Source organism: Mycobacterium sp. (assembly GCF_965230835.1).
GTDB lineage: Bacteria > Actinomycetota > Actinomycetes > Mycobacteriales > Mycobacteriaceae > Mycobacterium.
This window is the reverse complement of record NZ_CBDDLW010000002.1, coordinates 3,346,964-3,372,098: the sequence shown is the minus strand read 5'-3', so window position 1 is coordinate 3,372,098 and position 25,135 is coordinate 3,346,964. Positions and strand designations below refer to the sequence as shown.

The window sequence follows — 25,135 nt, the reverse complement described above, 5'->3', positions numbered from 1 at the left end:
TTTCACTACAGGGCCGCATCAAGATACCGCAAATAGCAGTCGATGTCGGGCAAGGCGGTCGCGGCGGAGTGGACGCTGATTGCGACGGTGTCACCGATGCCATGGACGCCATGGGTCAGGCCCATCACTGGTGACAGCGCCGGGTAGCCGGCGGTCAACACCACCTTTGCTTCCCCGAACCGCAAATCGGCAGCACCACGATGAACGCTAGAGACCACGGTATTGCCGGCCACCTGCACAGGTCGAACATCAGCGTTGAACTGGGATACACCCCATCGCACTAGCGGGGCTGGCACCGAGGCGAATGCCCGATCGGCGGACCTTGCCGCCGGATGCTCGAGGCGCCGGCGTCCGTTGGCAAGGTCAGCAGCAATCCGCTGCACCCGGTCGTCGTTGCCAAGCCGTGGATACAAACCTACGACCACGTTGGCAAAGTGGTTATGCGCGAGCGGTACTCCCGGTTTTGCCATCGGCACCTCTGCACCCAGCAGATCGGCGGATTCGCCTAACAGGCCCGATAGCGCCGTAGACACCGCGGCAAGGACCCCAACAGTAACCGTCGGGCCGGGCAATTCCGCACGCTTGCGCACCAGCGTGCGTATCGCACGGACGCTTCCGGGACGAGCATTCGTGGCTAGCAGCGGCCGCGATCCAGCCCTCGGCGCGAGACGTCCTGCGCTGGTGTCGCGGACCAGCTGCCGGTGGGTGCGGGAGGCATGGCCCGCACGCCAAGGCAGAAAACCCGCAAACGTCCTGGCTACCTCGGCTACCGGGGCAGCCCTACCAAACAACCACGCCGCCATGGCCGAAGCGCGAGCTCCATCACCCAGCGCGTGGGCAACCTGCATGACGACCACTGAGCCTGGGCCTCCGACACCGGGGATGCCGATTACCGGGGTGAATACGTGCATCCGCCAAGGCGTCCGGCGAATGTCGAGCTGTTCAGCAGCCAGGTCGACAACAGCGTCAAGACACACCTGCCAGCTAGGTTCCGCGAGATCATGGTGGACGAACAGCTCGGGACCAACTGCCATCGGCGCCCACCGCGGGTAGGTCAGGCTGCACCCATCGGCAACCCGTATCGCGAGATCAGGGCAAGCACGTGCCCGAAGGCGGATCTGTTCGAAGACGCGCTCAAGGTTCGCGGTCTCACCGTCGAATGCATAGAGCAGGAACTGGTCGTTGGGCATTTTGGCCGATGCCCAGTAAAACTGCGCGTCGACGGCCGCCATCCGCTGTGCTGTCACGACCTCAGCCGGGCGAGCCAATGAACGCACGTATCAACTCCGCAACCTTCTCGGGTTGTTCGAGCTGCAAGAAATGCCCGGCGTCAGCAACGATGGCCACCTCGCTGCCAGCGGGTAGCACCTTTTCCGCCCAACGAGCGAAAGCTGGTGTGATGCATCCATCGTCCTGCCCGTGGAGGTAGAGGCTCGGCATTCGGGGAGCCGCGATCCACTGCCGGTTCAGTTCGACATAGTCACCCGGCGGCTGGGTGTTGCGCACCGTTGCACGGTACGGCCCGAGCGCCGCACGCCAGCTCTCCGGTGTCCCGATCGCCGCGTCGACATGGCGCAGATCCTCGTCCGCGTGATACTGGGGCGACCACCGCCGCCAGAGCATCGGCAGAACCCAGGAAGCGGACCTCTCCGGCAACCAGGGCAGTTGAAAATAGACGATGTACCAGCTACGTAGCAGCTGTCGCGGTAGCTCGCGGGCCAGCGCGCCCAGGTCGGATAGCCGATGCAGCCGGCGGAATGCCGCCGCCGGCGGAACTGACATGATCACCGCCTTGGCGAACGGGCTCTCGGGCATGGCAGCCAGGCCGGTCGCCGCGAGCGCGCCCCAATCATGACCGATGACGACGTCTTTGTCGGTACCGCCTGCGGCGGCGCGTAACCTCAAGGCGTCCCCCATCAGCGCACCAACATGAAAACTGCCATCCACCGGAATCGATGACGGCGCATAACCGCGCATGAACGGCGCGACGACTCGCCAACCGGATTCGACCATCCTGGGCGCGAACTTTCGCCACCCATAGGCGGTATCGGGAAAGCCGTGCAGACACAACGCCATCGGGGCGCCCACCGGCCCCCAGGTGAGGGCTTTCAGGTCCCCATTGGGGCCCTTGACGTCGATCCAGCGCGGTTCCACCACGGCGGACATTTAGATCGAATCCCGTGGCGCAGTAAAGCCGAACAGCACCGCGCTGGCAGTATTTTCTGGCATCTTTGCTCCTGTTCGGCAGCTTCGGATGAACAGGTCGGTGGGCCCCGACCAAACCATTCTCCAAACTAACGCGCGCCGACCAGCTACCTGCTCAGAACCCCGCAACCGGCGCCGCGGCCCGCCATGAAACCTGGCCGCGAGCAGAAATGTCGTGGACAGTCGCGCCGACGTATCACAAATAGTGCCAATATTGCAGTTGCCGAACAGTCGCGAACACCGCCAGGTTCGCGACGTAGATCGACATGATCACTGCTGCCCCCAACAGACTGATCCGCCACCCGGCCCCGTCAACGGGGTCCAGCCATCGACGAAAGCTCCGGGATGCCAGCGGCATCAGCAGCCACTGCAACACCGCGACGCTGACCACCTGACCGAGCCACAAGGTCAGCCACGGTGGCGCCCCGCGGTGCGTCAGGATCGGCGAGAGGTATCTGGAAAGCAGCATCACGGTGGGATAGAGCACCAATAGCACCAACATGGCGGTTTTCCAGTACGGCGTAATGGCGGTGTCCCCGTCTTTGCTACGCACCATGGACCCGAACCCCGTCGCGCTAACGACTTCGGAATAGTCCGCACTCAGAGCCCGCACGCCGGGAACAACTTCGGCTCGTTCGGGCGACCGCAGCCAGGCCACCAGCTGGTGGGGCCTGCGGAAGCGCACCACCGTCATCCATAGTCCCGATGCGTCCGCGGGGAACAAGGCGGTGCCCTCGAATCCGGAAAATGCCGCACACTTGGCCACAATGGCCGCCTGAGCAACGACGAAGTCTGCTTCTTCACTCGCGGATACACGCTGCCGAAACACCCCGACCGCCGGCGGAGGTCCTTCATTGTCGACAATGACGACATCGGAGGCATTCGACGCGTATCCAGACGAACGACCGTGCTCAACGACGCCGACTCGCTCGGGACTGTCCAGCCAGTCATGCAACTGAGCTTCGGTCCCGAAGGTGACTGCTACTCCCCAATCCAGCTGCGGGTCACTGCGCACCGAAACCCGCCAGGCTTGAAATCCGTTGGCGCGCTGCGCACAGGCACGCAGCCTGGCAACCCACCGATCGAAGCCTGCCTGATCGGGCACCGGATAAAAGAGGGACACTCCGGTGGCCGCGCTCACCGTGGCCACCTCAACGACCACGGATCAGCATCACAGGCATGAACGGGGCCCGTCGAGCCAACCGGCCCGACCGGGGGCTGAATGACCATATCTGCACTCCGTTAGGTAGGCGTCCTGGGTCAGACTCAGTCTCGCGTGCATCCGGCGGTATCGCACCAGTAGCGCCGCTTACCCGGGCGACGTGTCGCGCTCGGTTTGGGTTATCGCGGGCGTTGAGCCGGGTTTCGCCGGCGGCAAGCCAGGAGGATCTACCATTTGATACCGGTGCCGGTTCCTGACCCCGGGTAATGACCATGGGCGCGAGTGTTTAAATCGACTAAATAGCGTCGAAGCATGAGCCAGCGAGAGGATGCCCGTGAGCACCACGAGAAGCAGCCCACAGACGGTCGAGTTTTCCGGCGTTGGCGACATCACGCTGATCGCCGAGGAGTGGAATCGCGAATCGACCGCGGCCGATCGTCCCGCGGTTCTGATGTTGCACGGGGGCGGACAGAATCGGTTGTCTTGGAAAAAAACCGGCCAGATCCTTGCCGACCACGGGTTGCACGTCGTCGCGATTGACGCGCGCGGACACGGTGACAGCGACCGCGCACCTGACGCCGACTACGCCGTCGAGACGATGACCGCCGACGTTATCCGTGTCCTTGAGGCGATCGAGCGGCCGGTAGTTCTCGTTGGAGCAAGTATGGGCGGGTTGACCGGTATTCTTGCCGCCCACCAGGCCGGACCGGATACCGTGGCTGGACTGGTGCTCGTCGACGTAGTACCTCGGTTCGAAAAGGATGGCGGTGCTCGTATTCGCGATTTTATGCTCAGCAATGTCGACGGCTTCGACTCACTAGAACATGCCGCCGACGCGGTTGCCGCCTACCTCCCGCACCGGAGCAAGCCTCGCAGTCCAGAAGGGCTGAAGAAGAACCTGCGGCTTCGCAATGGGCGCTGGTACTGGTGGCTGGTCCCCGATATCGGGTCCACCTGGAATTAGAGCCAGGTTGTTGTTGATCTGGATTTTAGTTGATGTCGCAGGCTATGGGGTGATGGGTGTGGCTGCATTGGGCAGCGTATTCGGCCGGAGTGCGATAACCCAGCGATGAGTGGCGGTGGCGGTGGTTGTGCTCGTGTTTGAAATCGCTGATCACCACCTTGGCTTCGAGCAGGTCAGTCCAGTAGTTGCGGTTCAGACACTCCTTTCGTAAGCGGCTGTTAAAGGATTCAATGTAGGGGTTTTTCCAGGGCTGACCTGGGGGGATATAGGTCAGCCCGACTTTTCCGTCGCAAAACTGCTGCAACGCTTGAGAAATCAGCTCCGGCCCGTTGTCCATGCGCAGCACCGTGGGCGGACCCCCGGCAGTGGTGAACACTCGCTCGAGCTCGTCGACCAGCGCCTCGGCGGTGATGGAGCGTGCGGTCATGTCCAGCAGCGACTCGCGAGTGTGCTCATCGAGCATCGAGGCGATCTTGACCGACCTGCCGTCGATAGTGGAGTCAAACTGAAAATCCAGCGCCCACACCACCTTGGGGGCATCGGCGATGATCGGCGGCACTGAGGGCACACCACCACGTTTGCGTGGGGAGCGGACGGCGACTTGCAGTCCCTCTTGGCGCCACAGCCGGTGGATCTTCTTCTTGTTGACCTGGTGATGCTCGTCGTAGCGCAACGCCGACCACGCACGGCGAAACCCGTGACAGGGGTGTTTGCGGGCGTAGGAACGCAGCCAGGCCCGCAGATCGGCATCCGGGTCCGCCGGGGTCTGGTCGATACGGACACGTCGGTAGGTTGAGCGGGCCAGCCCAACCGCTTGGCACGCCAACCGTTCTGAGATGCCCTTGACTTCTGTGAGCATGTCCACGGCGCGGCGTTTGGCGGCTGGGCTCAAAATTTTCCCTTGGCCACCTCACGTAGGGCGTCTTTGACGAGCTCGGCCTCGGCCAACAGCCGTTTGAGCCGCCCGTTTTGCTCGCGCAGTTCCTTGAGCTCGCGGGCCGCATCGAGATCCATTCCCCCGTAGGCTCGGCGCCAGTTGTACAGGGTGGCCGCCGATACCCCCAGCTCGGCAGCGATCTGCTCACCGGAGCTGCCGCCGGCGGCCAGCTCATCAGCTCGGCGCAGCTTGCGCACAATGTCTTCGGCGGCATACCTCTTACGACCAGCCATTTCCTTGTCCCTTCCAGCCCACGTTTAGGGCCACGAGACTCTAAAACAAGCTGGACTCATTCACGGGGAACACGCCACTGGCATTGGGACCCGGCGTTCATAGACGTGCCTGAGGACGAACTGGACCTCCACATAGAACAGTTCGAGCGAGCAGCCATGAACCTGACAATCCCGATCCTGTTGATTCGCGGAAAGCTATCGGACGTGGTCAGCAGCGAAGGCGCCCAGGACTTCCTCACCAGCCTACCCAGCGCGGAATTCGTCGAACTCGCCGACGCTGGACATACCGCAGCAGGCGACGACAACGATGCGTTCAGCGACGTCGTGGTGGACTTCGTCAAGAGAACAGCATCAACGTACTAACCGTATTCCCCGTTACCTATTGACCTGGCTTCTCATCATGTCCACCGAACTGCTTGCGCATCGCTGACAACGCCTTGTCGGCGAATTCGTCAAGCTTGCGCGAGGCGAAGCGGGAGTACAGTGCCGAGGTCAGCACCGGCGCGGGAACGCCCTCATCAATTGCCGCGATCGAGGTCCAGCGGCCCTCCCCCGAGTCAGAGACCCGCCCGGCAAATTCGGTCAAATGTGGTGAATCATGTAGCGCTATCGCGGTCAGATCCAGCAACCAGGAACCGATCACGCTGCCACGTCGCCACACCTCGGCGATCTCCGGGATGTCTAATTGATACTGGTAGAACTCGGGTTCGGCAAGCGGCGCGGTCTCCGCGTCGCCTCCCTGGACGCGGGTTCCGATATCGGCATTGCGCAAGATGTTCAACCCCTCGGCAAGCGAAGCCATCATGCCGTATTCGATGCCGTTGTGCACCATCTTCACGAAGTGTCCCGCTCCCGAGGGCCCGCAGTGCAGATAGCCTTTCTCCGATTGCGCGACCTCTCCCTGCCGGCCCAGGGTTCGCTCGGCTGCACCCGCTCCCGGTGCGACGGTGGCGAAGATCGGTTCAGCGCGCGCGAATGCGTCCCGTTCGCCGCCGATCATCAGACAATAGCCTCTGTCCCGACCCCACACCCCGCCGCTTGTACCGCAGTCGAGTAGATGAATTCCTTTTTCGGATAGCAGCTTTTCGTGTCGGATGTCATCGCGGTAGTAGGAATTTCCGCCGTCAATGACGATGTCACCGGAATCCAGGGTGTTCGCAAGTTCCTGGATCACCGTGGTGGTGATCGCACCCGCCGGCACCATCACCCAAACAACTCGCGGTGTGGCCAGATTCTCGCGCAGTTCTCGCAACGAAGACACTCCGGTGGTGTTTTCCTCACCCCCCATCGCCGTGACCGCCTCGGGGTTGTGGTCGTAGACCACGCACTCGTGCCCGCCCGCGACCAGACGTCGGACAATGTTTGCGCCCATCCGGCCCAGGCCGATCATTCCCAGCTGCATCCTCTTGGGTCTCCTTACTGGCCTGTTCGCGTGTTCGGTACCAGCCACGGCTACTGCCAATTTTGCTGCGAACCGATCCGTTTGGCGAGCGCGCCGTAGCGGGGCGGGACGCTAGACATCGCGGATGGGCCCGACAGATGGGATCCGCAGCAGCCCTGAAAGTATGGGCAGGATGCCTGACGTGGGCCCTGCGCTGCACATCGTGGGCTACATCCTGGCCGCCATCGCCGTGGTCGAAACCTGCGTGATCGCGGTGCTATGGCGATTGCTTTGCCGCAGTCGCCGCGAGCTCGACGACCTCCGCCACCGAGCCGATACGCGCAACTGGCTGCTATCCGGCGGACGTGAGGCCGTCAAGACCGTGTGGCAGACCGCGAACCTCATGCGCAAGGAGGGCTTCGGCGCGGCGGTACGCAGTTCGATCGAGGACCTCGCCGATTGGGCCGAGGTCGAGCAGCCGGACTTGGCCCGGGTCACCCCGGATGGCCGGGTGGTAATCCTGTTTTCCGATATCGAGGAGTCCACCGCTCTCAACGAGCGAATCGGCGACCGCGCATGGGTCAAGCTGATCGGCGCGCACGACAAGCTGGTTCATGGTCTCGTGCAACGGCGGGCGGGCCATGTGGTGAAGAGTCAAGGTGACGGATTCATGATCGCCTTCGCTCGCGCAGAGCAGGCGGTACGGTGTGGTATCGACATCCAGCGCGCACTGCGTCTGGACACAAATCGCAAACGTTATAGAGGAATTCGAGTACGCATCGGCATCCACATGGGCCGCTCGGTGCGCCGCGGCGACGATCTGTTCGGCCGCAACGTCGCGATGGCGGCCCGAGTGGCCGGACAAGCCGGCGGCGGCCAGATCTTGGTTAGCGAACCGGTGCGAGACGCCGTCAGCAACTGCGACGATATCCGCTTCGACGAGGGCCGCGACGTCGCGTTGAGAGGACTCGCCGGCAACTATCGCCTGTTCGCGGTCGAGACGACCGCCAACGGCGATCACTACTGATCGCCTTCCGCCTCGGATTCAGCCAACCTCTGGTGCAGCCGGGCGCGGACTTGGTCAGCCGTGTAGGCGCGGCGTTTCCGTTGATCGCGCACTACCAGCGCACCACCGGCGGCGACACCGACGACACCGGCCAACCCCAGCCACTTCCAGACGGTGCGCACCAGCACAGGCTATCCGCAGCGCGGCCCTGGTGTCGTTCTGCCTATGGTGCTGGGGTGGACTCGAGCACTCTGACTCTGGACCAAGCACTGCACGAAACCCGGACTGGCGACCTGTGGCTGTTTCGCGGTGCGTCGCGACCCGACCGCGCGATCCAGACCTTGACGAACAGCCCGGTCAACCACGTCGGCATGACGGTGGCCATAGACGATTTGCCACCACTGATCTGGCATGCCGAGCTGGGCGAAAAGCTCATCGACATGTGGACCGGTACCAATCACCGTGGGGTACAGCTCAACGATGCCCGACAAGCCGTTCAGCAGTGGACGGACCGCTACCGTCAGCGGTGCTGGCTGCGTCAGCTAACCCCACACGCCAACCGTCAGCAGGAAGATAAGCTGCTGCGGGTCATTGCGCGGCTAAGCGGAACCCCGTTCCCGACGACAGTTCGGCTGACCGGTCGGTGGCTGCGCGGACGGATCCCCACAATCAACGACTGGACACGGGGAATCCCGTTGGTTGACAGAAAAATCCGTGCGCAAACGGATCGACTCAGAGCACGGCGACGCAAGACAGGCTTGGAGACCGCATACTGCGCCGAGACGGTGGCGATCACCTATCAGGAGATGGGACTGCTGGTTACCGACAAGGGCTCGAACTGGTTCGATCCGGGCTCGTTCTGGAGTGGCGACACACTTCCGCTTACACCCGGTTATCGGCTGGGCACGGAAATCGCGGTCGTCCTCGGTTAGTCGATCTCCGTCGGCTAACCGACCGACATTTCCGCCATCGCCGACCACCCCGTTGCGTCGATCTTTTGGCTGATGATCCTGGGCGTTGCCGCCAGAGCCTTCGGCAACTCATTGATCGCCTGCTTGAAGTGATCACTGTTGACGTGGACGCTGCCCGCCTCATCGTCGCGGAAGCCTTCAACCAGAACGTACTCTGCCGGATTGTCCAGGCTCCGAGACCACTCAAACCACAGATTGCCTTCCTCGGCCCGCGTAGCCGCAGTGAACGGCGCAACCAGATCCGGCCAGCGCTCAACCCACTCTGGTCTTATTACGAACTTGACGACGATGAAAATCATTGCCCGTACCCGCTCCCTTACTGGCCGTATTGATCGCTGCAACCGGAGGTCAGGATACGTCGTCAGGTGATCCGCACCCAGATACCACCAAAATTACTGTGTCTGCATTCGTAGTGCACCGGCCGCGCGCCAATCTGCCGCAAAGCGACCTACGGCCACGCCCGAAGCTATCGTGATTTACCTCACATATTTGGAGAGCGAGTGCGACTCCGGTCATCCCAGACCAATTAATGCAATCCATGCGGCACGCCGCGCTTTGTTAGGCAGATCACCCTATCGAGGGCACCGAGGGTTATGCATTCGCGATTCCGGAATCGGCGATGGCAGGCCGTTCGAGCCCCGGAGCCGGCATTTCCGGATTCATTGCACCGACCACAACCGGAGCCGCATCAGGCGGCGGCGGATTCAGCGGCGGCGGACCATCCGGCGGCAGCGCACCGCCAACTGGCTGTCCGGGATCCATCGGCAGAAAGGTGGCGTCTTAGGACTGGTGTAAAAACGCTGGGCGCATGTTCCTGGTGGTCATGTTACGCGGCGGTGGTGTCGGTCGTGGTTGTTGTGGTGGGGGGATGCAGTGGGCGGGGTGGCTCGAGCAGTTGGTGGCGTAGTTCTTGGAGGTGGCGGCTGGTCGCTGATGTTTGGGTGACTCCGCGCCAGCCGCGGCTGGCGCGGTCGAGGACGGCCCATACCAGCGACAGACAGCTGGTTTCGCCGGGTAGGCGGCCGATGACCTTGACCCGGCGACGGGATTCTCCGAAGGTGCGTTCGATGAGGTTGGAATGGCGGATGCGTGTCCAGTGTTGGCGGGGGAAGCGCAAATGCACGCTCAGCGAGGCGAAGTCGTTGGCCAGGCAAGCGACCGCGGCTGGGTAGAGCCCGCGGTATGTGGTGGTGAACTCCTCGGCGCGGCGGGTGGCTTCATCCACGGCCTGCTGGCCGGGTGGCTGGTCAATGTCATCGAAGATCGACCAGAACGCGGCTTTGATCTCGTCCTGGACCGCGACAGGTGTCTTGGCGATGACGTTACGGCAGCGATGGATCAGACACCGCTGACGCAGGCTTGCCGGAAACGTGGTCTCCCATGCGGCGATCAGGCCCGGCGCCCCGTCGGAGATGCCCAGTAGCGGCGGGCGTAGTCCCCGGTTCCTCAGGTCAGCCAAGAAGCCGGCCCACGCATCAGCCGACTCCGCTGCGGCTGGGGCCAGCCCAATAAACAGGGGCTTGCCGTCGGTGCAGATGCCCCAGGCGGCCAGCACCGGCTCGGCCGGGGCGTTGGGATGCATCCGAAAGTTCGAGGCATCCAAGAACAGGTAGTCCAACACCAGCTCATCAAGGCGTCGAGACGACCACGCAGCGAACTCGTCTTTGATGGCCGCACAAATCCGGCTCACCGTCGAGCGCGACAACGCCGCCTACGAGCCCAGCACCTCGGCCAACGCGGCCTCGATGTCGCGATCCGACAAACCGCGCACCCATCCCGAAATCACCAACGCCTCCAGAGCGTGGGTGCGCGTCACCCCGGCACCGAATAGCCGCGAACAGAACCGCTCGTCGGTGTCGCGTAGTTTCGGGCGGCATAATTCGACCGAGCCCATCGTGGTCTTCACCGTCGCCGGCGGTTGATACCCATTGCGGTACCCGCCCGGGCCGTCCTGAACCCGACGCTGGTGACGGGCTCGGCCCAACACTGCTTCTACCTCGGCCTCCACGGCGACCTGAAACACCAGACGCACCGATAACCGCCCGACCTCCTCCAAAATCTCGGTCAACGGCCGCTCGGTCGCGGCGAACAACTGATCCATCTCAACACGCACACGCTCAATCGGCGATACTCGCTTGGTCACGGGCGTAGCCCCTCCTTCATAGCTTTCGTCGGTTGCGACGGAACCTACGCCCGTGACCATTTACACCAGCGATGAGACGCGACCGGCAGAAACATGTGGTGGGTGAATTGAGGCTGGTAGGCACCCCCACCGCCGATGCTGACCCCACCGCGCTCACCGCTGGATACCGGCGTACCGTCCGGCAAGGTCACCGCCGTGTGCCCACCATTCCATCCCACCACCAAAGCATTGGGCGCGGTTCCGTAGTGAAAGCCACGCGATAACAACGCCGCTTCCTCATTCCCGGTATCAAACCTGTCACCAAAAACCGGCCTGTCGGTCGCCATATTCGATACCCACGAAACCAATCCCGAACAGTCGGTTCCAGCCGGAGAATCCCCGCCCGGAATATACGGAGTTCCAGAAACCTGATTAATCAATGTTAACAGTGCCGCAAGAGCAATCATGCGACGGACGCTAGCAATGCCATCTCCGGTAAATCAAAATTTGTGTCGCGCATCACGCTCAAATTCAATAATGGCGATATTCGCGCCTACAGCACGAATATTAAGGAATTGACAATATGGTGCAACAAAGCAGATTCTGTTACGGACAGCAACCTATTCCATACTATGTATACCGCTCATAAAATAGCAATTGATATGCGCAAACAGCTAAAGATGGGGCCGGCGCGGATTTCGGCAAGCAAACACATTCGCGACCATCTGCCACCGTATGGCCCTACACGTTGAAGCGAAACTCCACAACATCACCGTCGGCCATGACATAGTCCTTGCCTTCCATCCTGACCTTGCCAGCTGCTTTGGCTGCTGCCATAGACCCGGCGGCGATCAGATCGTCGTAGGAAACGATCTGCGCTTTGATAAAGCCCTTCTCAAAGTCCGTGTGGATCACCCCGGCCGCCTTCGGCGCCGTCTCGCCCTGCCGGATTGTCCACGCCCGCGCCTCCTTGGGCCCCGCGGTCAGGAAAGTCTGTAGCGACAGCGTGTGGAAACCCGCGCGGGCCAGCGCGTCCAGCCCACGCTCGGTCTGCCCAATCGATTCCAACAACTCGGCTGCCGACTCGGCGTCAAGTTCGGCCAGTTCGGACTCGATCGCCGCATCCAAGAAAACCGCATCGGCGGGGGCGACAAGCTCGCGTAATTCAGCGACCCGCACAGCATCGGTCAGCACCGCCTCGTCGGCGTTGAAGGCATACAGAAACGGTTTTGTCGTTAGCAGATTTAGCTCCCGCAGCGCAGCGCTATCCACCCCGGCTGCGAACAACGTCTGTCCGCCGTTGAGCGGCTCCTGAGCGCGCATTGCCGCGTCGTAGACAGGTTTGCGCTCTTTGTTGTTGCGGGCGTCTTTTTCCAGCCGCGGCAGCGCACGCTCAAGAGTCTGCAGATCAGCCAGAATCAACTCGGTTTCGATAACTTCGATGTCGGACTTCGGATCTACTCGTCCGCTGACGTGTGTCACGTCGTCGTCAGCGAAAACCCGCACCACCTGGCAGATGGCATGGCATTCGCGGATATGGGCAAGAAACTTGTTGCCGAGCCCGGCCCCCTCCGACGCGCCTTTGACCAGTCCAGCAATATCCACGAACGTCACCGGTGCCGCAATGATTCGCTCGGAGCCGAAAAGCTCTGCCAGCTTGTCCAGGCGCGGATCGGGCAGCGAAACGACCCCCTCGTTCGGTTCGATCGTTGCGAACGGGTAGTTGGCCGCCACCACGCTGTTTCGGGTCAGCGCGTTGAACAGAGTGGACTTGCCGACATTGGGCAGACCCACGATTCCCAGGCTGAGGCTCACAGGGAGCCAAGTCTAGGGCCCCACAGTTCGACGGCACTGCCGGCCGGACAACCACCTGCGGGCTGGCTCCGGAGCCTGGCTGGGCGTGGCACACCACCAACTGCTGGCCACGCATTTACGAGCCTTTCGGCCCGATGCCGGTACGGTCGACTTGTGTCAGCACAGCGGGCTAGGTCAGCGGTGGAGGCAAGCCACCGCTCGATTCACCCCAACATCCAGGGTGCGTCGTGGTGGGTTGCCGTGCTGATAGCCGTCACCGGGGCAGCCATCGGCTACGCACTCGATGCCGGGTCCGGGAGCAAGGAGCTGACGGGCATCTTTGCCAGCTTCTATATTGCCGGCTGCATGGCCGCCGTCCTCGCTGTGCGGCAGTCCGCGGTGTTCACCGCCGTCGTCCAGCCGCCGCTGATACTTTTCTGCACGGTTCCCGGTGCATACTGGCTGTTTCATGGAGGCACGGTCGGCAGCCTCAAAGACCTGCTGATCAACTGCGGCTATCCACTCATCGAACGTTTCCCGCTGATGCTGGGCACTGCTGGAGGTGTGCTACTGATCGGCCTCGTCAGATGGTATTTCGGGATGACGCACCGGACTGGTGCAGCCGTGAAAACCAGCGACGGCCCCGCGACCGCCACCGAGCGAATGTCGGTTATCAGCGGCATCGCCGCGAAACTGAACGCGCTCCTTGCTCGCGATTCCGATCACGAGAGTGCGCCGGCCGGCAAAGCCCGCAGCACCAACGCTCGGCTTGCCCAGGCAAACGGCCATCCGGCGAAAAACGGCCGAGCAGCCCGGACCGGACGAACTGCGAAGCAACCCCTCCCCACACGCTCCCGACATCCTCGATCGGCCGAGGCACAGCACCCGACCGCCGACCGGCCGCGGCGCCGGCGCCCGGCACCAACCTCCGACTTCGACCCCGCCGACCAGCCACACCGAACACGACGCGCCCGGCCGCAACGCGATCCCGAGCTAAGACGACCGTCACCGCGAGAAAGGGAGATGGACCGAGATCCGCGCACGCGCCGCAGTCCCCACGAGCGGCCGACACCGCGAAGCAGTCGCTTCGATCCTCACGACGCATACGGCCCCTCTGGGGCGCCGGCTAGAGCGACTGAGCCATACGACCCCCACGAGCAGCGCCGCCGCACCGCACCAGCTGGGCCAGGCAAGGCCAACTCGACCCACCATCCAATCTCACAGGTGCGCTACCGCGGATCAGGCGCTAAAGATGGGCCTCGTCCAGACCGCTACGACCGACCGCGGCCACCGCGCCGGCCCCAGGCCGAATCCTGGGAATACGACATCTGACTCCGCAGCGGCGGAACAGGCCGGTCGCGAGGGCCTCTTCAGGATTGTGACCGGATCTCCCGAGGCAGGGCAAACACCAGCGTCTCGTTGGCGGTCGTCACCGGCTGCACCACGGCATAGCCATAGTCAGCCAGTCGCTCGAGAACACCGCGCACCAGCACCTCGGGTACCGAGGCACCGGACGTGACACCAACAGTGGTGACACCCGACAGCCACGCCGGGTCTATGTCGTCAGCCCAATCAACCAGGTGGGCCGTCTGCGACCCGGCACCCAAGGCCACCTCGACCAGCCGAACTGAGTTCGACGAATTGCGAGAGCCGACGACGATCACCAGCTCGCACTCGGGAGCCATCGCCTTGACCGCCACCTGCCGGTTCTGGGTCGCGTAGCAAATATCGTCGCTGGGCGGATCTTGCAGCTTCGGGAAACGCTCACGCAGCCGCTGAACGATCTCCATGGTCTCGTCGACCGACAACGTGGTTTGCGACAACCAGACAACTTTGTTCTCGTCGCGGATCGTCACCTTCGACACCGCATCTAGACCATCTACCAGCTGCACATGTTCAGGCGCTTCGCCGGCGGTGCCGATGACTTCCTCATGGCCATCATGTCCGATGAGCAGGATGTCGTAGTCGTCACGGGCGAATCGCCTGGCTTCGTTGTGCACCTTGGTGACCAGCGGGCATGTCGCGTCGATGGTGTGCAACTTGCGCTCCGCGGCGGCCACATACACCGTTGGCGCCACGCCGTGCGCCGAGAACACCACGACAGCTCCCTGCGGAACCTGGTCGGTCTCGTCCACGAAAACCGCGCCAGCGTTGGCCAGAGTTTCGACCACGTGCCGGTTGTGCACGATCTCGTGCCGCACGTAAACGGGCGGGCCGTGCTTTTCGAGCGCACGTTCGACCGTCTCGACTGCCCTGTCCACGCCTGCGCAGTAACCGCGGGGCTCAGCCAGCAGGACTCGCTTGCGGATCGGCCGGTCAGCCACTGAACTCGATGCACCGGGAATCCCCATGTCGATCGTCGGCGGCATGGCAACCAGGGTACTTTTCGCCCAGCAGCCCCGCCAGCTTGGAACTGGCCGCTGGTTGAGGCAGTCTTGGAACCATGGCTACTGCACCGTATGGGGTTCGGCTACTGGTCGGCGCGGCGACGGTCGCCGTCGAGGAGACAATAAAGCTGCCGCGATCCCTCCTGATGTACCCGATGACGCTGGCCAGCCAGGCCGCGAACATGGTGATGCGTTTTCAGCAGAACCTCGCCGAGCTCGTGATCAAAGGCGACGGCACCCTGGAGTCGATGTTTCCGCCGAAGGACGAACAGCCCGAATGGGCAACCTTCGACGAGGATCTCGACCTCGTCGAGGAGAGTTCGGCTGCACTGCCCAGCTCTACCGGTGCCGACAACGTCGACGGCGATGCGCGGGCCGAGGGACGGTTCGCCTTGTACTCGGTATCCGATACCTCTGAGGAATCTGCGGCTCTCGATCCGCCGGCCAGACCGGTACCGGCCAAGCAACCGAAGAAGCCCAAATCCGACCAGTCAGTGCCGGCGGTGGCGGCCGAACTTGACTATCCGGCGCTCACACTGGCCCAGCTACGCGCCCGGCTGCACTCACTCAATATCGACGAGCTCGAGGCGTTGCTGGCCTACGAGCAGGCCACCAAGGCACGCGCTCCCTTTGAGACACTGCTCGCGAACAGGATCACCCGCGCGACCGCGAAGTGACGCGAGCAGTGCCGAGTACCTCGGTGGGTGCGGAACCGAATTCCGCTGAGAATCCGTTTCCCGTCCGCGCCGTAGCCGTCCGAGTCGCGGGTTGGATCGACAAGCTGGGCACAGTCTGGGTTGAGGGCCAACTGACCCAGATCGCGATGCGACCAAACGCCAAGACAGTATTCATGGTGCTTCGCGACCCGGTGGCCGACATGTCACTAACCGTCACCTGTTCACCTGACCTGATACGGGCCGCGCCGGTGAAACTGGCCGAAGGCGTTCAGGTCGTCGTCTGCGGCAAGCCCTCTTTCTATACCGGACGTGGCACATTCTCTCTGCGGCTCAGCGAGATTCGCGCTGTCGGTGTCGGCGAGCTGCTGGCACGTATCGATAGGCTGCGCCGGCTGTTGGACGCCGAAGGTCTCTTCGACCCACGACTCAAGCGACTGATCCCCTTCCTGCCCAACATGATTGGGCTGATCACCGGACGGGCCAGTGCCGCCGAGCGCGACGTCACAACGGTGGCCGCCGCCCGCTGGCCAGCGGTGCGATTCGCCGTTCGCAACGTCGCCGTGCAAGGGCCCAACGCCGTGCCGCAGATTCTTGAGGCACTCCGTGAACTAGATCACCATTCCGGTGTCGACGTTGTTGTGCTGGCCCGTGGCGGCGGCAGCATCGAAGATCTCCTGCCCTTTTCCGACGAGACCCTGTGCCGCGCAATCTCAGCCTGTCGCACGCCGGTGATCAGCGCAGTGGGGCACGAACCCGACAATCCGCTGTGCGACCTAGTCGCCGATCTACGTGCCGCCACCCCCACAGACGCCGCCAAGAGACTGGTTCCAGATGCCGCCGCCGAGCAACGTCTGATCGATGACCTGCGCCAGCGCAGCGCCGCGGCACTGCGCAACTGGGTCTCTCGGGAACAGCGGGCCCTGGCCCAGTTACGCAGCCGCCCAGTTTTGGCTGATCCGCTGAAATCGCTGACGACACGTGCAGAGGACATTCAACGCGCCCGGTCGGCGCTGCGTCGTGACATCAGCCGGCTGGTCACCGTCGAGACCGAACGCATTGACCACCTGGCCGCGCGGCTGGCCACGTTGGGCCCAGCAGCCACCCTTGCCCGCGGCTACGCCATCGTGCAAGCCGGGGCACAACCGACCGCGCCGGCTGGGCTCGACTCGCAGTCAGACAATCCGCCACTCAGGTTGGTGCGATCAGTTGACGACGCACCCGCAGGCACCAGGTTGCGCGTGCGGGTTGCCGACGGCGCGATAGCGGCGGTAAGTGAAGGAAGTATCAATGGTTCCTGACGAAGAGATCGGTGAAGCCCGCTCGACGACACCCATTAGTCAACTTGGGTACGAAGATTGCCGAGACGAGCTGATCGAAGTCGTGCGCCTCCTAGAGCAGGGTGGACTGGATCTGGATGCGTCGCTGCGACTGTGGGAAAGAGGCGAACAACTTGCCAAGAGGTGCGAGGAGCACTTAGCTGGCGCGCGGCAGCGAGTCACCGATGCATTGGCCGGCGGCGACCCCGGCGACAGCTGATGGAAGCCTTCCACGGGCATCTCCGCACACCAACGACAATTCCAAACTGCAACACGTTTCAGTTATGCTTCGCCGCATGGGCGATCCATCACTGACGACTGAACTCGGCCGCGTTCTGGTCACTGGCGGCTCCGGCTTCGTCGGCGCCAACCTGGTTACCACCTTGCTTGACCGCGGGCACCAGGTGCGTTCCTTCGACCGAGCACCTTCGCCGCTGCCTGAGCACCCGAAGCTGGAGGTGCTTCAGGGCGACATCTGCGACGAGGACGTCTGCGCAGCAGCGGTCGACGGCATTGACACGATCATCCACACGGCTGCGATCATCGACCTGATGGGCGGCGCTTCGGTCACCGAGGAATACCGGCAGCGCAGCTTCTCAGTCAACCTCGGTGGCACCGAGAACCTGCTGCGCGCCGGGCAGAAAGCCGGCGTGCAGCGATTCGTCTACACCGCCTCCAACAGTGTGGTCATGGGCGGCCAAAATATCGCCGGAGGCGACGAGACGCTGCCCTATACCACCCGCTTCAACGACCTCTACACCGAAACCAAGGTGGCCGCCGAGCAGTTCGTGTTGGCACAAAACGGTGTTGACGGCATCCTGACGTGTGCGATCCGGCCCAGCGGCATCTGGGGAGACGGCGATCAGACGATGTTCCGCAGGCTGTTCGAGAGCGTGCTCGCCGGCCACGTCAAGGTGCTCGTCGGGCGCAAGTCCGCCCGGCTGGATAACTCTTACGTGCACAACCTGATTCACGGTTTCATCCTGGCCGGCCAACACCTGGTGCCGGGCGGCAGCGCGCCTGGTCAGGCCTACTTCATCAACGACGCCGAGCCGATCAACATGTTCGAGTTCGCTCGGCCGGTCGTGGAAGCGTGCGGACGACGGTGGCCACGGATACGAGTGCCCGGTCGCCTGGTGCACTGGATAATGACGGTGTGGCAGCGGCTGCACTTCCGGTTCGGGTTCCCCGAGCCCCTGCTTGAGCCTCTGGCGATCGAGCGACTGTACCTGGACAACCACTTCTCGATCGCCAAAGCGCGCCGCGACCTGGGCTACGAACCCCTGTTCACCACCGAGCAGGCGATGGCCGAATGTCTGCCTTACTACGTGGGCCTGTACGAAGAGATGAAGAAAAAGGCCGCGGCGGCCAAAGGATAGATACTTCTATTGTCAGCACGGCGCACATGCCGACTTGGGCCAGATAACTGGTCGCTGGAAAGCCCCTCGGTTAACGTTGCCGGGTTGCAACGAGAACCAGATCTGGGCGGTTTGGCGTTTTTTCGTGGCTCGGCGTTCGGGTGAGCCGTCTGGCCGGTAAGCAATCGGCACCGGCAATCATGCCCCCATGCCACACCACGATCAGCCTGCCGCGATTGAGTAGTCACGACCACGTTGCCGCACCACCGCGCCACCGGGCCCGGTACCCTCTGCGCATCGTCAAACCACCACAGAACAGGTAGGCACCCCGACTTCCCCGAGACCCCAGGAGGATAGCCCTGGACACCGAATTCACACCCGCTCAGAAACGCACCCTGGCCGTCGTCACGCTGATCGCGGTGCTATTCGGCGCATACTTCTTGCGCGACTATTTCGTCCTTATCGTGGTGGCCGCCGTCGGAGCCTATCTATTCACGCCCCTGTTCAATTGGTTCAACCGGCGTCTGAACACCGGTCTGTCCGCGGGCTGCACCCTATTGTCTGCGCTGGGCATCGTCATCGTGCCGATCGGCCTTCTGGTGGGACTCGCCATCGTCCAGATCGCCCGCATGGTCGACTCTGTCGGCGAGTGGGCCAAGACCACCGATCTGAGCAGCATCGGCGACAAGGTGCTGCAACTGGTCAACGACGTGCTGGCCAGAGTGCCGTTCCTACACCTCACGGTGACCGCTGAGACCCTGCGCGCAGCAATGATTTCGACAGCTCAAAACATTGGGGAATGGCTGCTGCAGGTCCTTCAGAACGCCGCTGGAAGCCTCGCCGGCGCGATCACGTCAGCGATAATCTTTGTGTACGCGTTCGTCGCGCTGCTGGTGAATCGGGACAAGTTGCGAACACGGATCAGCCAACTCAACCCGCTCGGCGACGAAGTCACGGATTTGTACTTGAAGAAGATGGGCTCCATGGTCCGCGGCACGGTGAACGGCCAATTCGTCATTGCGTTCTGCCAAGGTGTCACCGGTGCCGCATCCATTTACATCGCGGGGTTTCATCACGGCTTTTTCATTTTCGCCATCCTGCTGACCGGCTTGTCGATCATCCCGCTAGGCGGTGGAATCGTGACCATTCCGTTTGGCATCGGAATGATCTTTTACGGCAATATTGGCGGCGGCGTATTCGTGATCCTCTGGCACCTGTTGGTCGTCACCAATATCGACAACGTCTTGCGACCCGTCCTCGTTCCGCGCGACGCCCGACTGAATTCGGCGCTCATGTTACTTTCGGTGTTCGCCGGTATCGGAATGTTCGGCCCATGGGGAATTGTCATCGGACCGGTACTGATGATCATCATCGTCACGACTATCGACGTATACCTGGCGGTTTACCAGGGTGTGGAGCTGGAGTCCGGCGCGGAGCCTGCGCGTCGAAAATGGCTCCGGTGGCGAAGAAACGTGAAAGCGCCAGCGGTCGGCGCCGATCGGACAGCAGCTAGGTCAGACGCCGAGTAAGAAACTCGACCACCCGCTTGCGCGCTTCGTAGGCGGGCTGTCCATCAACCTCACGGACCTCATGGGTTAACACCGAGTGCGCCATCCGCCCGAAGCCGTGGTCGTTGCCGGGGCTGGAGTCAATTTCGATCACTTCGAAAGCCTCGCCCAGTCGGTCCTTGAGAGCGGCGAAGCGTTCCCCCGGCACCAGCTTGTCGCCGGTGAACCGTAGGGCCATCGCGCACAGGTCGTCGTTGGCACAGCGATCGGCGACAACCTGGAGCTCGGATTCGCTGAGCCCGGGATCGCGGCGGCGTGCTGGTGTGAGTGGCAGCGGTAGCGAAGGTTGACTCAGCACCGGCGCAAGCACACTGTCGTCGACGGCAGCGGCCAGCGCGAAGCCGCCGGTGAAGCATTGGCCGATCACGCCTACGCCGCGGCCTGGTGTCGCGGCGTTGAGGTCACGAGCCAGCGCCCGCAGAAACAGCGACAGCGGCCGCTGTTTGTTGGTCGCAAACGCTGCGAACTCTTTCGCCACACAGCCCCGCGTGAACTGGCCAGCGACGTAGCCAGCTGTAACCGGCCGTCCTGGCTCACCGAACACTGACGGGATAGCCACCGTGAACGCGTTGTCCACCAGGTGATTGCCCAGAGCCAGAACTCCGGGGTGAATGCCCGGCAGCTCCGGAATTAGTACCACTCCGGGGCCCGAACCTCTGCGATAAACGTCGTAGGTAAGGCCGCCACCGGTGAACGGCGCCACCGTCCATCCGACTAGGTCTGCTTCAGGTGCGGTCACGCTGCGCCTTTCTCTGTCTTTCGTTTGATGTCCCGGTTTCAGCTGGCCGGCAACGGCGACTGAGACTGCGTTGCAGACGCCAGCGTACGGAACTCATCGGTGCTCCCGGCACCGGTTATCGCAATCTGCGTAGGACCGGCCGGGCTTGCGAGCCTGGTTGTCCAAACCGGCTCGGCGGCCGAACCGCCCTGGTCGTCGCTGTGATAGACAATCCAGCTGGTACCGGCCACATCGACGGTTCCCGTCGGATAAACCGTCGCGTGAGCCGGATAGACGGCACCGACCAGCCGCCCCTCGTCAGCGTCGCTCTGGGTCAAGCTCAGGTACATGCCCTTCGGGCTGATGTATCCCACGATCGAGGTGGCCGCGTTAGCTCGCTTACCGGTTGATAGATCTGTTCGCCCACCTTCTATCCCGCCGCGACCACCCGAGTTGGGCTGCCAGCCGGCCGGCAGATGAGGCAAACGAATCGGGAAATCCAGGGTCTGGGCATCGGCCCGCAGGGCCGAAGCGGCATCGTAGGACGGAACGGTTCCGCGATTCGTTCTGCCCGGCGCAATCGAACACATCCCGACCATGCCTGCCAACACGATGCACCCAATGACCAGCGGCGCCAGCGACCAGAACATGTCACGGCCGTCCTGAAGTAAACGCGGTTTGGCCGGCTTGGGGGTCGGCTGCGGCTCGACGGTCACCCAACTATTATTCCAACCGGGTGCCCAAACCACTATCGAGCCCGTCCGGCGGCTTGTCAGTGCCCCGAGCCCAGCTCCAGCCCACCGATCTACCTCTGGGACAATTGCCAACCATGACTGCTCAGGCGCCCGGTTCGCCACCGACCGGGGTTGCGGGCTACGACCCGTCCAAAGCGCGGCATCGCGGCGAAGCGCCAGATCGCAACCTGGCGATGGAACTTGTCCGGGTCACCGAAGCCGGGGCTATGGCGGCAGGTCGCTGGGTAGGTCGCGGCGACAAGGAGGGCGGCGACGGGGCAGCCGTCGACGCAATACGCGAGCTTGTGAACTCGGTGTCGATGCGCGGAGTGGTGGTTATCGGCGAAGGCGAGAAAGACGACGCACCGATGCTGTACAACGGCGAGGAAGTCGGCAACGGCGACGGCCCGGACTGCGACTTCGCCGTCGACCCGATCGATGGCACCACGCTGATGAGCAAGGGCATGCCCAACGCCATATCGGTGCTGGCCGTGGCTGAGCGCGGCGCAATGTTCGACCCGTCGGCCGTGTACTACATGAACAAGATTGCCGTTGGGCCCGACGCCGCACACGTTCTTGACATCACCGCGCCGATCGCCGACAACGTCCGGGCGGTCGCCAAGGTCAAAGCACTGACGGAACGCGACATGACCGTCTGCATTCTGGACCGGCCACGACACGCCCAACTCATCGAGGAGGTTCGCGCAACCGGCGCTCGGATCCGGCTGATCACCGACGGCGACGTGGCGGGCGCGATCTCGGCGTGTCGGCACGACTCGGGCACCGATCTGCTGGCCGGTATCGGCGGCACCCCGGAAGGCATCATTACTGCCGCGGCAATCCGGTGTATGGGCGGGGCGATCCAGGCCCAGCTCGCGCCGCGTGACGAGGCTGAACGCCGCAAGGCCATCGACGCCGGCTACGACCTGGACCAGGTTTTGACCACCGAAGACCTGGTTTCCGGCGACAACGTTTTCTTCTGCGCCACCGGAGTGACCGACGGCGACCTACTCAAGGGCGTTCGCTATTACGCGGGCGGCTGCACCACCCAGTCGATCGTCATGCGCTCCAAGTCCGGCACTGTCCGAATGATCGATGCCTACCACCGACTCTCGAAGCTCAACGAATACTCCGCCGTGGACTTCACCGGCGACAGCAAGGCTGCCTACCCTCTGCCATAACCCTTGGTAAACAAGCACTCAAAGGAATAAGGAACCCACATCTATGGCCCTTGACGCCACCGGATACCGCATTGAGCACGACACCATGGGCGAGGTCCGAGTGCCCGCCGAAGCTTTGTGGCGCGCTCAGACTCAGCGCGCCGTAGAGAACTTTCCGATCTCTGGCCGGGGCCTGGAGCGCGCTCAAATCCGCGCCTTGGGGCTGCTGAAAGGTGCCTGCGCCCAGGTGAACAAAGACCTCGGATTACTGGCGCCAGAAAAAGCCGACGCCATCATTGCCGCGGCGGCGGAGATCGCCGAGGGCCTCCACGATGACCAATTCCCTATCGACGTGTTCCAGACGGGCTCGGGTACCAGCTCCAACATGAACACCAACGAGGTCATCGCGTCCATTGCGGCCGCAGCCGGCACTCCCGTGCACCCCAATGACGACGTCAACATGTCGCAGTCTTCCAACGACACCTTCCCGACCGCTACCCATATCGCAGCCACCGAGGCTGCGGTTCACCATCTCATCCCGGCCCTTACCGTGTTGCACGACGCGCTGGCGGCCAAAGGACTGGAGTGGCACACGGTGGTGAAGTCAGGCCGTACTCACCTGATGGACGCCGTTCCGGTGACTCTGGGCCAGGAATTCAGCGGGTATGCGCGGCAGATCGAGGCAGGCATAGAAAGAGTGCGTGGGTGCTTGCCCCGGTTAGGCGAACTTGCGATCGGCGGAACAGCGGTGGGCACCGGCCTCAACGCGCCCGAGGACTTCGGCGTCAAGGTGGTTGCGGTGTTGGTCGCGGCGACTGGGTTATCCGAATTGCGCACGGCCGCAAATTCTTTCGAAGCACAGGCGGCCCGCGACGGGCTGGTCGAGGCGTCCGGCGAACTGCGCACTATCGCGGTATCGCTAACCAAAATCGCCAACGATGTCCGCTGGATGGGCTCCGGCCCGCTGACCGGCTTGGCAGAGATTCAGCTGCCCGACCTGCAACCCGGTAGCTCGATCATGCCCGGCAAGGTGAATCCGGTGCTGCCGGAGGCGGTGACCCAGGTCGCGGCGCAGGTGATCGGCAACGACACCGCGGTCGCCTGGGGCGGCGCCAACGGCGCGTTTGAACTCAACGTCTACATCCCGATGATGGCCCGCAACATCCTTGAGTCGTTCACGCTGCTGACCAACGTGTCACAACTGTTCGCAAAGCGCTGCATCACCGGACTATCGGCAAACGTCGAACACCTGCGACAACTAGCGGAGTCCTCACCGTCGATCGTGACACCTTTGAATTCGGCGATCGGTTACGAAGAGGCAGCTGCCGTGGCCAAGCAAGCCCTCAAGGAGCGCAAGACGATCCGGCAGACCGTTATCGATCGCGGACTCATCAACGACAAGCTGTCTGTCGAAGAGTTGGATCGGCGCCTCGATGTCTTGGCAATGGCCAAGGTTGAATCGGCGGAGTCCTGAGACGGCTATCCGAGTAGTTGATGCTTGCAAAGTAGCGGCGCCAACATCAGGCCCGCCTTAGGCACCATTGTTCGGTCCGCCGGAGTTCTGCCCCGGAATATCGGTGATCGGAAAGTTGGGCATCGGCTTGGGTGATGGAGTGTTCGGCAAACGCGGGATCTGGCCGACAAAGATGTCATGAAGTTCGTTGGCCGGTGGACCGTTCTCCCGACTGCCGTAGCTACTCCCGGGAGCTCGCGGCCCCAACAGCTCGCTGACCGTCACCATGCGGTATCCGTTCGCCTTGAGAACCGGCATGAACTGGTAAACAAGGTCGACGGTGCTCGAGTACGTGTCGTGGAGCAACACCACCGAACCTGGCTTGATCTGGCTCATCAACAGATATCGCGTGGCCGCGGTATCGGAGTCGTTGGCCCAATCGAAAGGAATGACATCCCATAGGATTTGCGCTTGCCCGAACCGGCTGGCTGCTCGAAGCACCGCGTCATTGGATAGCCCGCCGGCTGGGCGGAACAGCGTCGGCGTGCGGCCGGTCGCGGTGGTGATCGCGTCGTTTGCCATGGAAAACTGGCTGTCGATGCGCTCAGGCGGGATCGTCACCATATTGGGGTGTTCCCACGTGTGGCTGCCGATCTCCATGCCGGCGTCTGCGATGCGTTTGGCACCCGCCGGGTTTGCCGCGACTTTGTTACCGATCAAAAAGAAGGTCGCTTTAGCGGCGTTTTCCTGCAGAATCCGCAGCAGTCTTGGGGTATACGGTCCCGGCCCGTCATCGAAGGTCAAGGCGACGCACTTGACCATCGAACAGTCCAGGCTGTCAGCACGCGTTACGTGGCCGGTCAAGCCCCCGATCACCAACACCGCGCCGGCAACCACGACACCGGAGACTGTGCGCCAGTAGCGCCAGGCCTGGTCATCGGGTCGTTTCAGCACCCTGGCAGCGTACCTGGCGCCGGTGGGTAACCAGC

At 62.8% G+C, this 25,135-nt stretch carries 22 protein-coding genes and 5 pseudogenes; 12 read left to right on the top strand and 15 right to left on the bottom strand.

Annotated elements, in window-relative coordinates; translation table 11 throughout:
- Nucleotides 1-5: 5 nt before the first annotated feature.
- The 3 genes from ACO07W_RS15960 to ACO07W_RS15950 all read right to left on the bottom strand — a co-directional run bounded on the left by ACO07W_RS15960 (nt 6) and on the right by ACO07W_RS15950 (nt 3,346).
- Nucleotides 6-1,247 carry a WS/DGAT domain-containing protein gene (locus tag ACO07W_RS15960; RefSeq protein WP_421846045.1) on the bottom strand — a complete coding sequence of 414 codons (1,242 nt, stop codon included), beginning with the start codon at nt 1,245-1,247 and terminating at the stop codon, nt 6-8.
- A 4-nt stretch (nt 1,248-1,251) separates the two neighbouring features.
- Nucleotides 1,252-2,157 (bottom strand): alpha/beta fold hydrolase, encoded by a 906-nt coding sequence (locus ACO07W_RS15955; RefSeq protein WP_421846044.1) that lies wholly within the window; start codon nt 2,155-2,157, stop codon nt 1,252-1,254.
- A 244-nt stretch (nt 2,158-2,401) separates the two neighbouring features.
- Nucleotides 2,402-3,346: an antibiotic biosynthesis monooxygenase gene (locus tag ACO07W_RS15950; protein WP_421844646.1), complete on the bottom strand. Its 945-nt coding sequence runs from the start codon at nt 3,344-3,346 to the stop codon at nt 2,402-2,404.
- Between the two features lie 355 nt (nt 3,347-3,701).
- Between ACO07W_RS15950 and ACO07W_RS15945 the strand changes: the two are divergent.
- Nucleotides 3,702-4,295: pseudogene (locus ACO07W_RS15945) on the top strand (alpha/beta hydrolase); the annotation flags it as partial.
- Nucleotides 4,296-4,356: 61 nt separating this feature from the next.
- Here ACO07W_RS15945 and ACO07W_RS15940 read toward each other — a convergent pair.
- A protein-coding gene (locus ACO07W_RS15940) for an IS3 family transposase (protein ID WP_421840069.1) occupies nt 4,357-5,501 on the bottom strand; the annotation gives its coding sequence in 2 pieces (ribosomal slippage) (nt 4,357-5,234 and nt 5,234-5,501; 1,146 coding nt in all).
- Between the two features lie 12 nt (nt 5,502-5,513).
- Here ACO07W_RS15940 and ACO07W_RS15935 point away from each other — a divergent pair.
- Nucleotides 5,514-5,864, top strand: a pseudogene (locus ACO07W_RS15935) (alpha/beta fold hydrolase); the annotation flags it as partial.
- A 16-nt stretch (nt 5,865-5,880) separates the two neighbouring features.
- Here the strand turns inward: ACO07W_RS15935 and gnd are convergent.
- Nucleotides 5,881-6,978, bottom strand: a pseudogene (gnd, locus tag ACO07W_RS15930) (phosphogluconate dehydrogenase (NAD(+)-dependent, decarboxylating)); the annotation flags it as partial.
- A 97-nt stretch (nt 6,979-7,075) separates the two neighbouring features.
- Between gnd and ACO07W_RS15925 the strand changes: the two are divergent.
- Nucleotides 7,076-7,909, top strand: a complete 834-nt coding sequence (locus tag ACO07W_RS15925; protein WP_421844644.1) for an adenylate/guanylate cyclase domain-containing protein — start codon at nt 7,076-7,078, stop codon at nt 7,907-7,909.
- On the opposite strand, the gene ACO07W_RS15920 is transcribed toward ACO07W_RS15925, so the two are convergent.
- Nucleotides 7,903-8,070, bottom strand: coding sequence for a hypothetical protein (locus tag ACO07W_RS15920; protein WP_421844642.1), 168 nt, complete (start codon nt 8,068-8,070; stop codon nt 7,903-7,905). The genes ACO07W_RS15925 and ACO07W_RS15920 overlap by 7 nt on opposite strands.
- 54 nt (nt 8,071-8,124) lie before the next feature.
- On the opposite strand from ACO07W_RS15920, the gene ACO07W_RS15915 reads away from it, so the two are divergent.
- A complete protein-coding gene (locus tag ACO07W_RS15915) occupies nt 8,125-8,820 on the top strand; it encodes a guanylate cyclase (RefSeq protein WP_421844640.1) in 696 nt (231 codons plus the stop codon).
- A 14-nt stretch (nt 8,821-8,834) separates the two neighbouring features.
- Here the strand turns inward: ACO07W_RS15915 and ACO07W_RS15910 are convergent, their stop codons facing one another.
- From ACO07W_RS15910 to ychF, 5 genes and pseudogenes are all read right to left on the bottom strand, one after another.
- Nucleotides 8,835-9,158: a putative quinol monooxygenase gene (locus ACO07W_RS15910; RefSeq protein WP_421844638.1), complete on the bottom strand. Its 324-nt coding sequence runs from the start codon at nt 9,156-9,158 to the stop codon at nt 8,835-8,837.
- Nucleotides 9,159-9,450: 292 nt separating this feature from the next.
- A complete protein-coding gene (locus ACO07W_RS15905) occupies nt 9,451-9,621 on the bottom strand; it encodes a hypothetical protein (protein ID WP_421844636.1) in 171 nt (56 codons plus the stop codon).
- A 64-nt stretch (nt 9,622-9,685) separates the two neighbouring features.
- Nucleotides 9,686-10,960, bottom strand: a pseudogene (locus ACO07W_RS15900) (IS256 family transposase).
- Between the two features lie 122 nt (nt 10,961-11,082).
- Nucleotides 11,083-11,448, bottom strand: a pseudogene (locus tag ACO07W_RS15895) (peptidoglycan endopeptidase); the annotation flags it as partial.
- A 274-nt stretch (nt 11,449-11,722) separates the two neighbouring features.
- A complete protein-coding gene (ychF, locus tag ACO07W_RS15890; RefSeq protein WP_421844634.1) occupies nt 11,723-12,796 on the bottom strand; it encodes a redox-regulated ATPase YchF in 1,074 nt (357 codons plus the stop codon).
- Nucleotides 12,797-12,949: 153 nt separating this feature from the next.
- Between ychF and ACO07W_RS15885 the strand changes: the two genes are divergently transcribed.
- Nucleotides 12,950-14,107 (top strand): DUF6542 domain-containing protein, encoded by a 1,158-nt coding sequence (locus tag ACO07W_RS15885; protein WP_421844632.1) that lies wholly within the window; start codon nt 12,950-12,952, stop codon nt 14,105-14,107.
- 38 nt (nt 14,108-14,145) lie between these two features.
- On the opposite strand, the gene ACO07W_RS15880 is transcribed toward ACO07W_RS15885, so the two are convergent.
- Complete coding sequence (locus tag ACO07W_RS15880; protein ID WP_421844630.1) at nt 14,146-15,144, bottom strand: 4-hydroxy-3-methylbut-2-enyl diphosphate reductase; 999 nt, start codon at nt 15,142-15,144, stop codon at nt 14,146-14,148.
- 74 nt (nt 15,145-15,218) lie between these two features.
- On the opposite strand from ACO07W_RS15880, the gene ACO07W_RS15875 reads away from it, so the two are divergent.
- From ACO07W_RS15875 to ACO07W_RS15855, 5 genes are all read left to right on the top strand, one after another.
- Nucleotides 15,219-15,839 carry a lipid droplet-associated protein gene (locus ACO07W_RS15875; RefSeq protein WP_421844628.1) on the top strand — a complete coding sequence of 207 codons (621 nt, stop codon included), beginning with the start codon at nt 15,219-15,221 and terminating at the stop codon, nt 15,837-15,839.
- Nucleotides 15,836-17,137: an exodeoxyribonuclease VII large subunit gene (gene xseA, locus ACO07W_RS15870; protein WP_421844626.1), complete on the top strand. Its 1,302-nt coding sequence runs from the start codon at nt 15,836-15,838 to the stop codon at nt 17,135-17,137. Before ACO07W_RS15875 ends, xseA begins: the two co-directional genes overlap by 4 nt.
- Complete coding sequence (locus ACO07W_RS15865) at nt 17,127-17,375, top strand: exodeoxyribonuclease VII small subunit (RefSeq protein ID WP_421844624.1); 249 nt, start codon at nt 17,127-17,129, stop codon at nt 17,373-17,375. Before xseA ends, ACO07W_RS15865 begins: the two co-directional genes overlap by 11 nt.
- Nucleotides 17,376-17,439: 64 nt before the next feature.
- Nucleotides 17,440-18,534 carry a 3-beta-hydroxysteroid dehydrogenase gene (locus ACO07W_RS15860; RefSeq protein ID WP_421844622.1) on the top strand — a complete coding sequence of 365 codons (1,095 nt, stop codon included), beginning with the start codon at nt 17,440-17,442 and terminating at the stop codon, nt 18,532-18,534.
- Between the two features lie 338 nt (nt 18,535-18,872).
- Nucleotides 18,873-20,042 carry an AI-2E family transporter gene (locus ACO07W_RS15855; protein WP_421846043.1) on the top strand — a complete coding sequence of 390 codons (1,170 nt, stop codon included), beginning with the start codon at nt 18,873-18,875 and terminating at the stop codon, nt 20,040-20,042.
- Here the strand turns inward: ACO07W_RS15855 and ACO07W_RS15850 are convergent.
- Nucleotides 20,023-20,820, bottom strand: coding sequence for a dienelactone hydrolase family protein (locus tag ACO07W_RS15850; protein ID WP_421844620.1), 798 nt, complete (start codon nt 20,818-20,820; stop codon nt 20,023-20,025). The genes ACO07W_RS15855 and ACO07W_RS15850 overlap by 20 nt on opposite strands.
- A gap of 38 nt (nt 20,821-20,858) precedes the next feature.
- Nucleotides 20,859-21,515 carry a DUF4245 domain-containing protein gene (locus tag ACO07W_RS15845; RefSeq protein ID WP_421844618.1) on the bottom strand — a complete coding sequence of 219 codons (657 nt, stop codon included), beginning with the start codon at nt 21,513-21,515 and terminating at the stop codon, nt 20,859-20,861.
- A 113-nt stretch (nt 21,516-21,628) separates the two neighbouring features.
- On the opposite strand from ACO07W_RS15845, the gene glpX reads away from it, so the two are divergent.
- Nucleotides 21,629-22,714, top strand: a complete 1,086-nt coding sequence (gene glpX / locus ACO07W_RS15840; RefSeq protein ID WP_421844616.1) for a class II fructose-bisphosphatase — start codon at nt 21,629-21,631, stop codon at nt 22,712-22,714.
- 43 nt (nt 22,715-22,757) lie between these two features.
- Entirely contained in the window at nt 22,758-24,167 is a 1,410-nt protein-coding gene (locus tag ACO07W_RS15835) for a class II fumarate hydratase (RefSeq protein WP_421844614.1), read from the top strand.
- A 57-nt stretch (nt 24,168-24,224) separates the two neighbouring features.
- Here the strand turns inward: ACO07W_RS15835 and ACO07W_RS15830 are convergent, their stop codons facing one another.
- Nucleotides 24,225-25,100 (bottom strand): polysaccharide deacetylase family protein, encoded by an 876-nt coding sequence (locus tag ACO07W_RS15830; protein ID WP_421844612.1) that lies wholly within the window; start codon nt 25,098-25,100, stop codon nt 24,225-24,227.
- Nucleotides 25,101-25,135: the final 35 nt, after the last annotated feature.

Bases quoted from the DNA above. Each gene is read 5' to 3' on its own strand.
- ACO07W_RS15905 (WP_421844636.1), bottom strand. From the start codon at position 9,621: ATGGATCCCGGACAGCCAGTTGGCGGTGCGCTGCCGCCGGATGGTCCG.
- ACO07W_RS15865 (WP_421844624.1), top strand. From the start codon at position 17,127: ATGGTTCCTGACGAAGAGATCGGTGAAGCCCGCTCGACGACACCCATT.
- glpX (WP_421844616.1), top strand. From the start codon at position 21,629: ATGACTGCTCAGGCGCCCGGTTCGCCACCGACCGGGGTTGCGGGCTAC.
- ACO07W_RS15925 (WP_421844644.1), top strand. From the start codon at position 7,076: ATGCCTGACGTGGGCCCTGCGCTGCACATCGTGGGCTACATCCTGGCC.
- ACO07W_RS15880 (WP_421844630.1), bottom strand. From the start codon at position 15,144: ATGCCGCCGACGATCGACATGGGGATTCCCGGTGCATCGAGTTCAGTG.
- ACO07W_RS15910 (WP_421844638.1), bottom strand. From the start codon at position 9,158: ATGATTTTCATCGTCGTCAAGTTCGTAATAAGACCAGAGTGGGTTGAG.
- ACO07W_RS15835 (WP_421844614.1), top strand. From the start codon at position 22,758: ATGGCCCTTGACGCCACCGGATACCGCATTGAGCACGACACCATGGGC.
- ACO07W_RS15875 (WP_421844628.1), top strand. From the start codon at position 15,219: ATGGCTACTGCACCGTATGGGGTTCGGCTACTGGTCGGCGCGGCGACG.
- ACO07W_RS15860 (WP_421844622.1), top strand. From the start codon at position 17,440: ATGCTTCGCCGCATGGGCGATCCATCACTGACGACTGAACTCGGCCGC.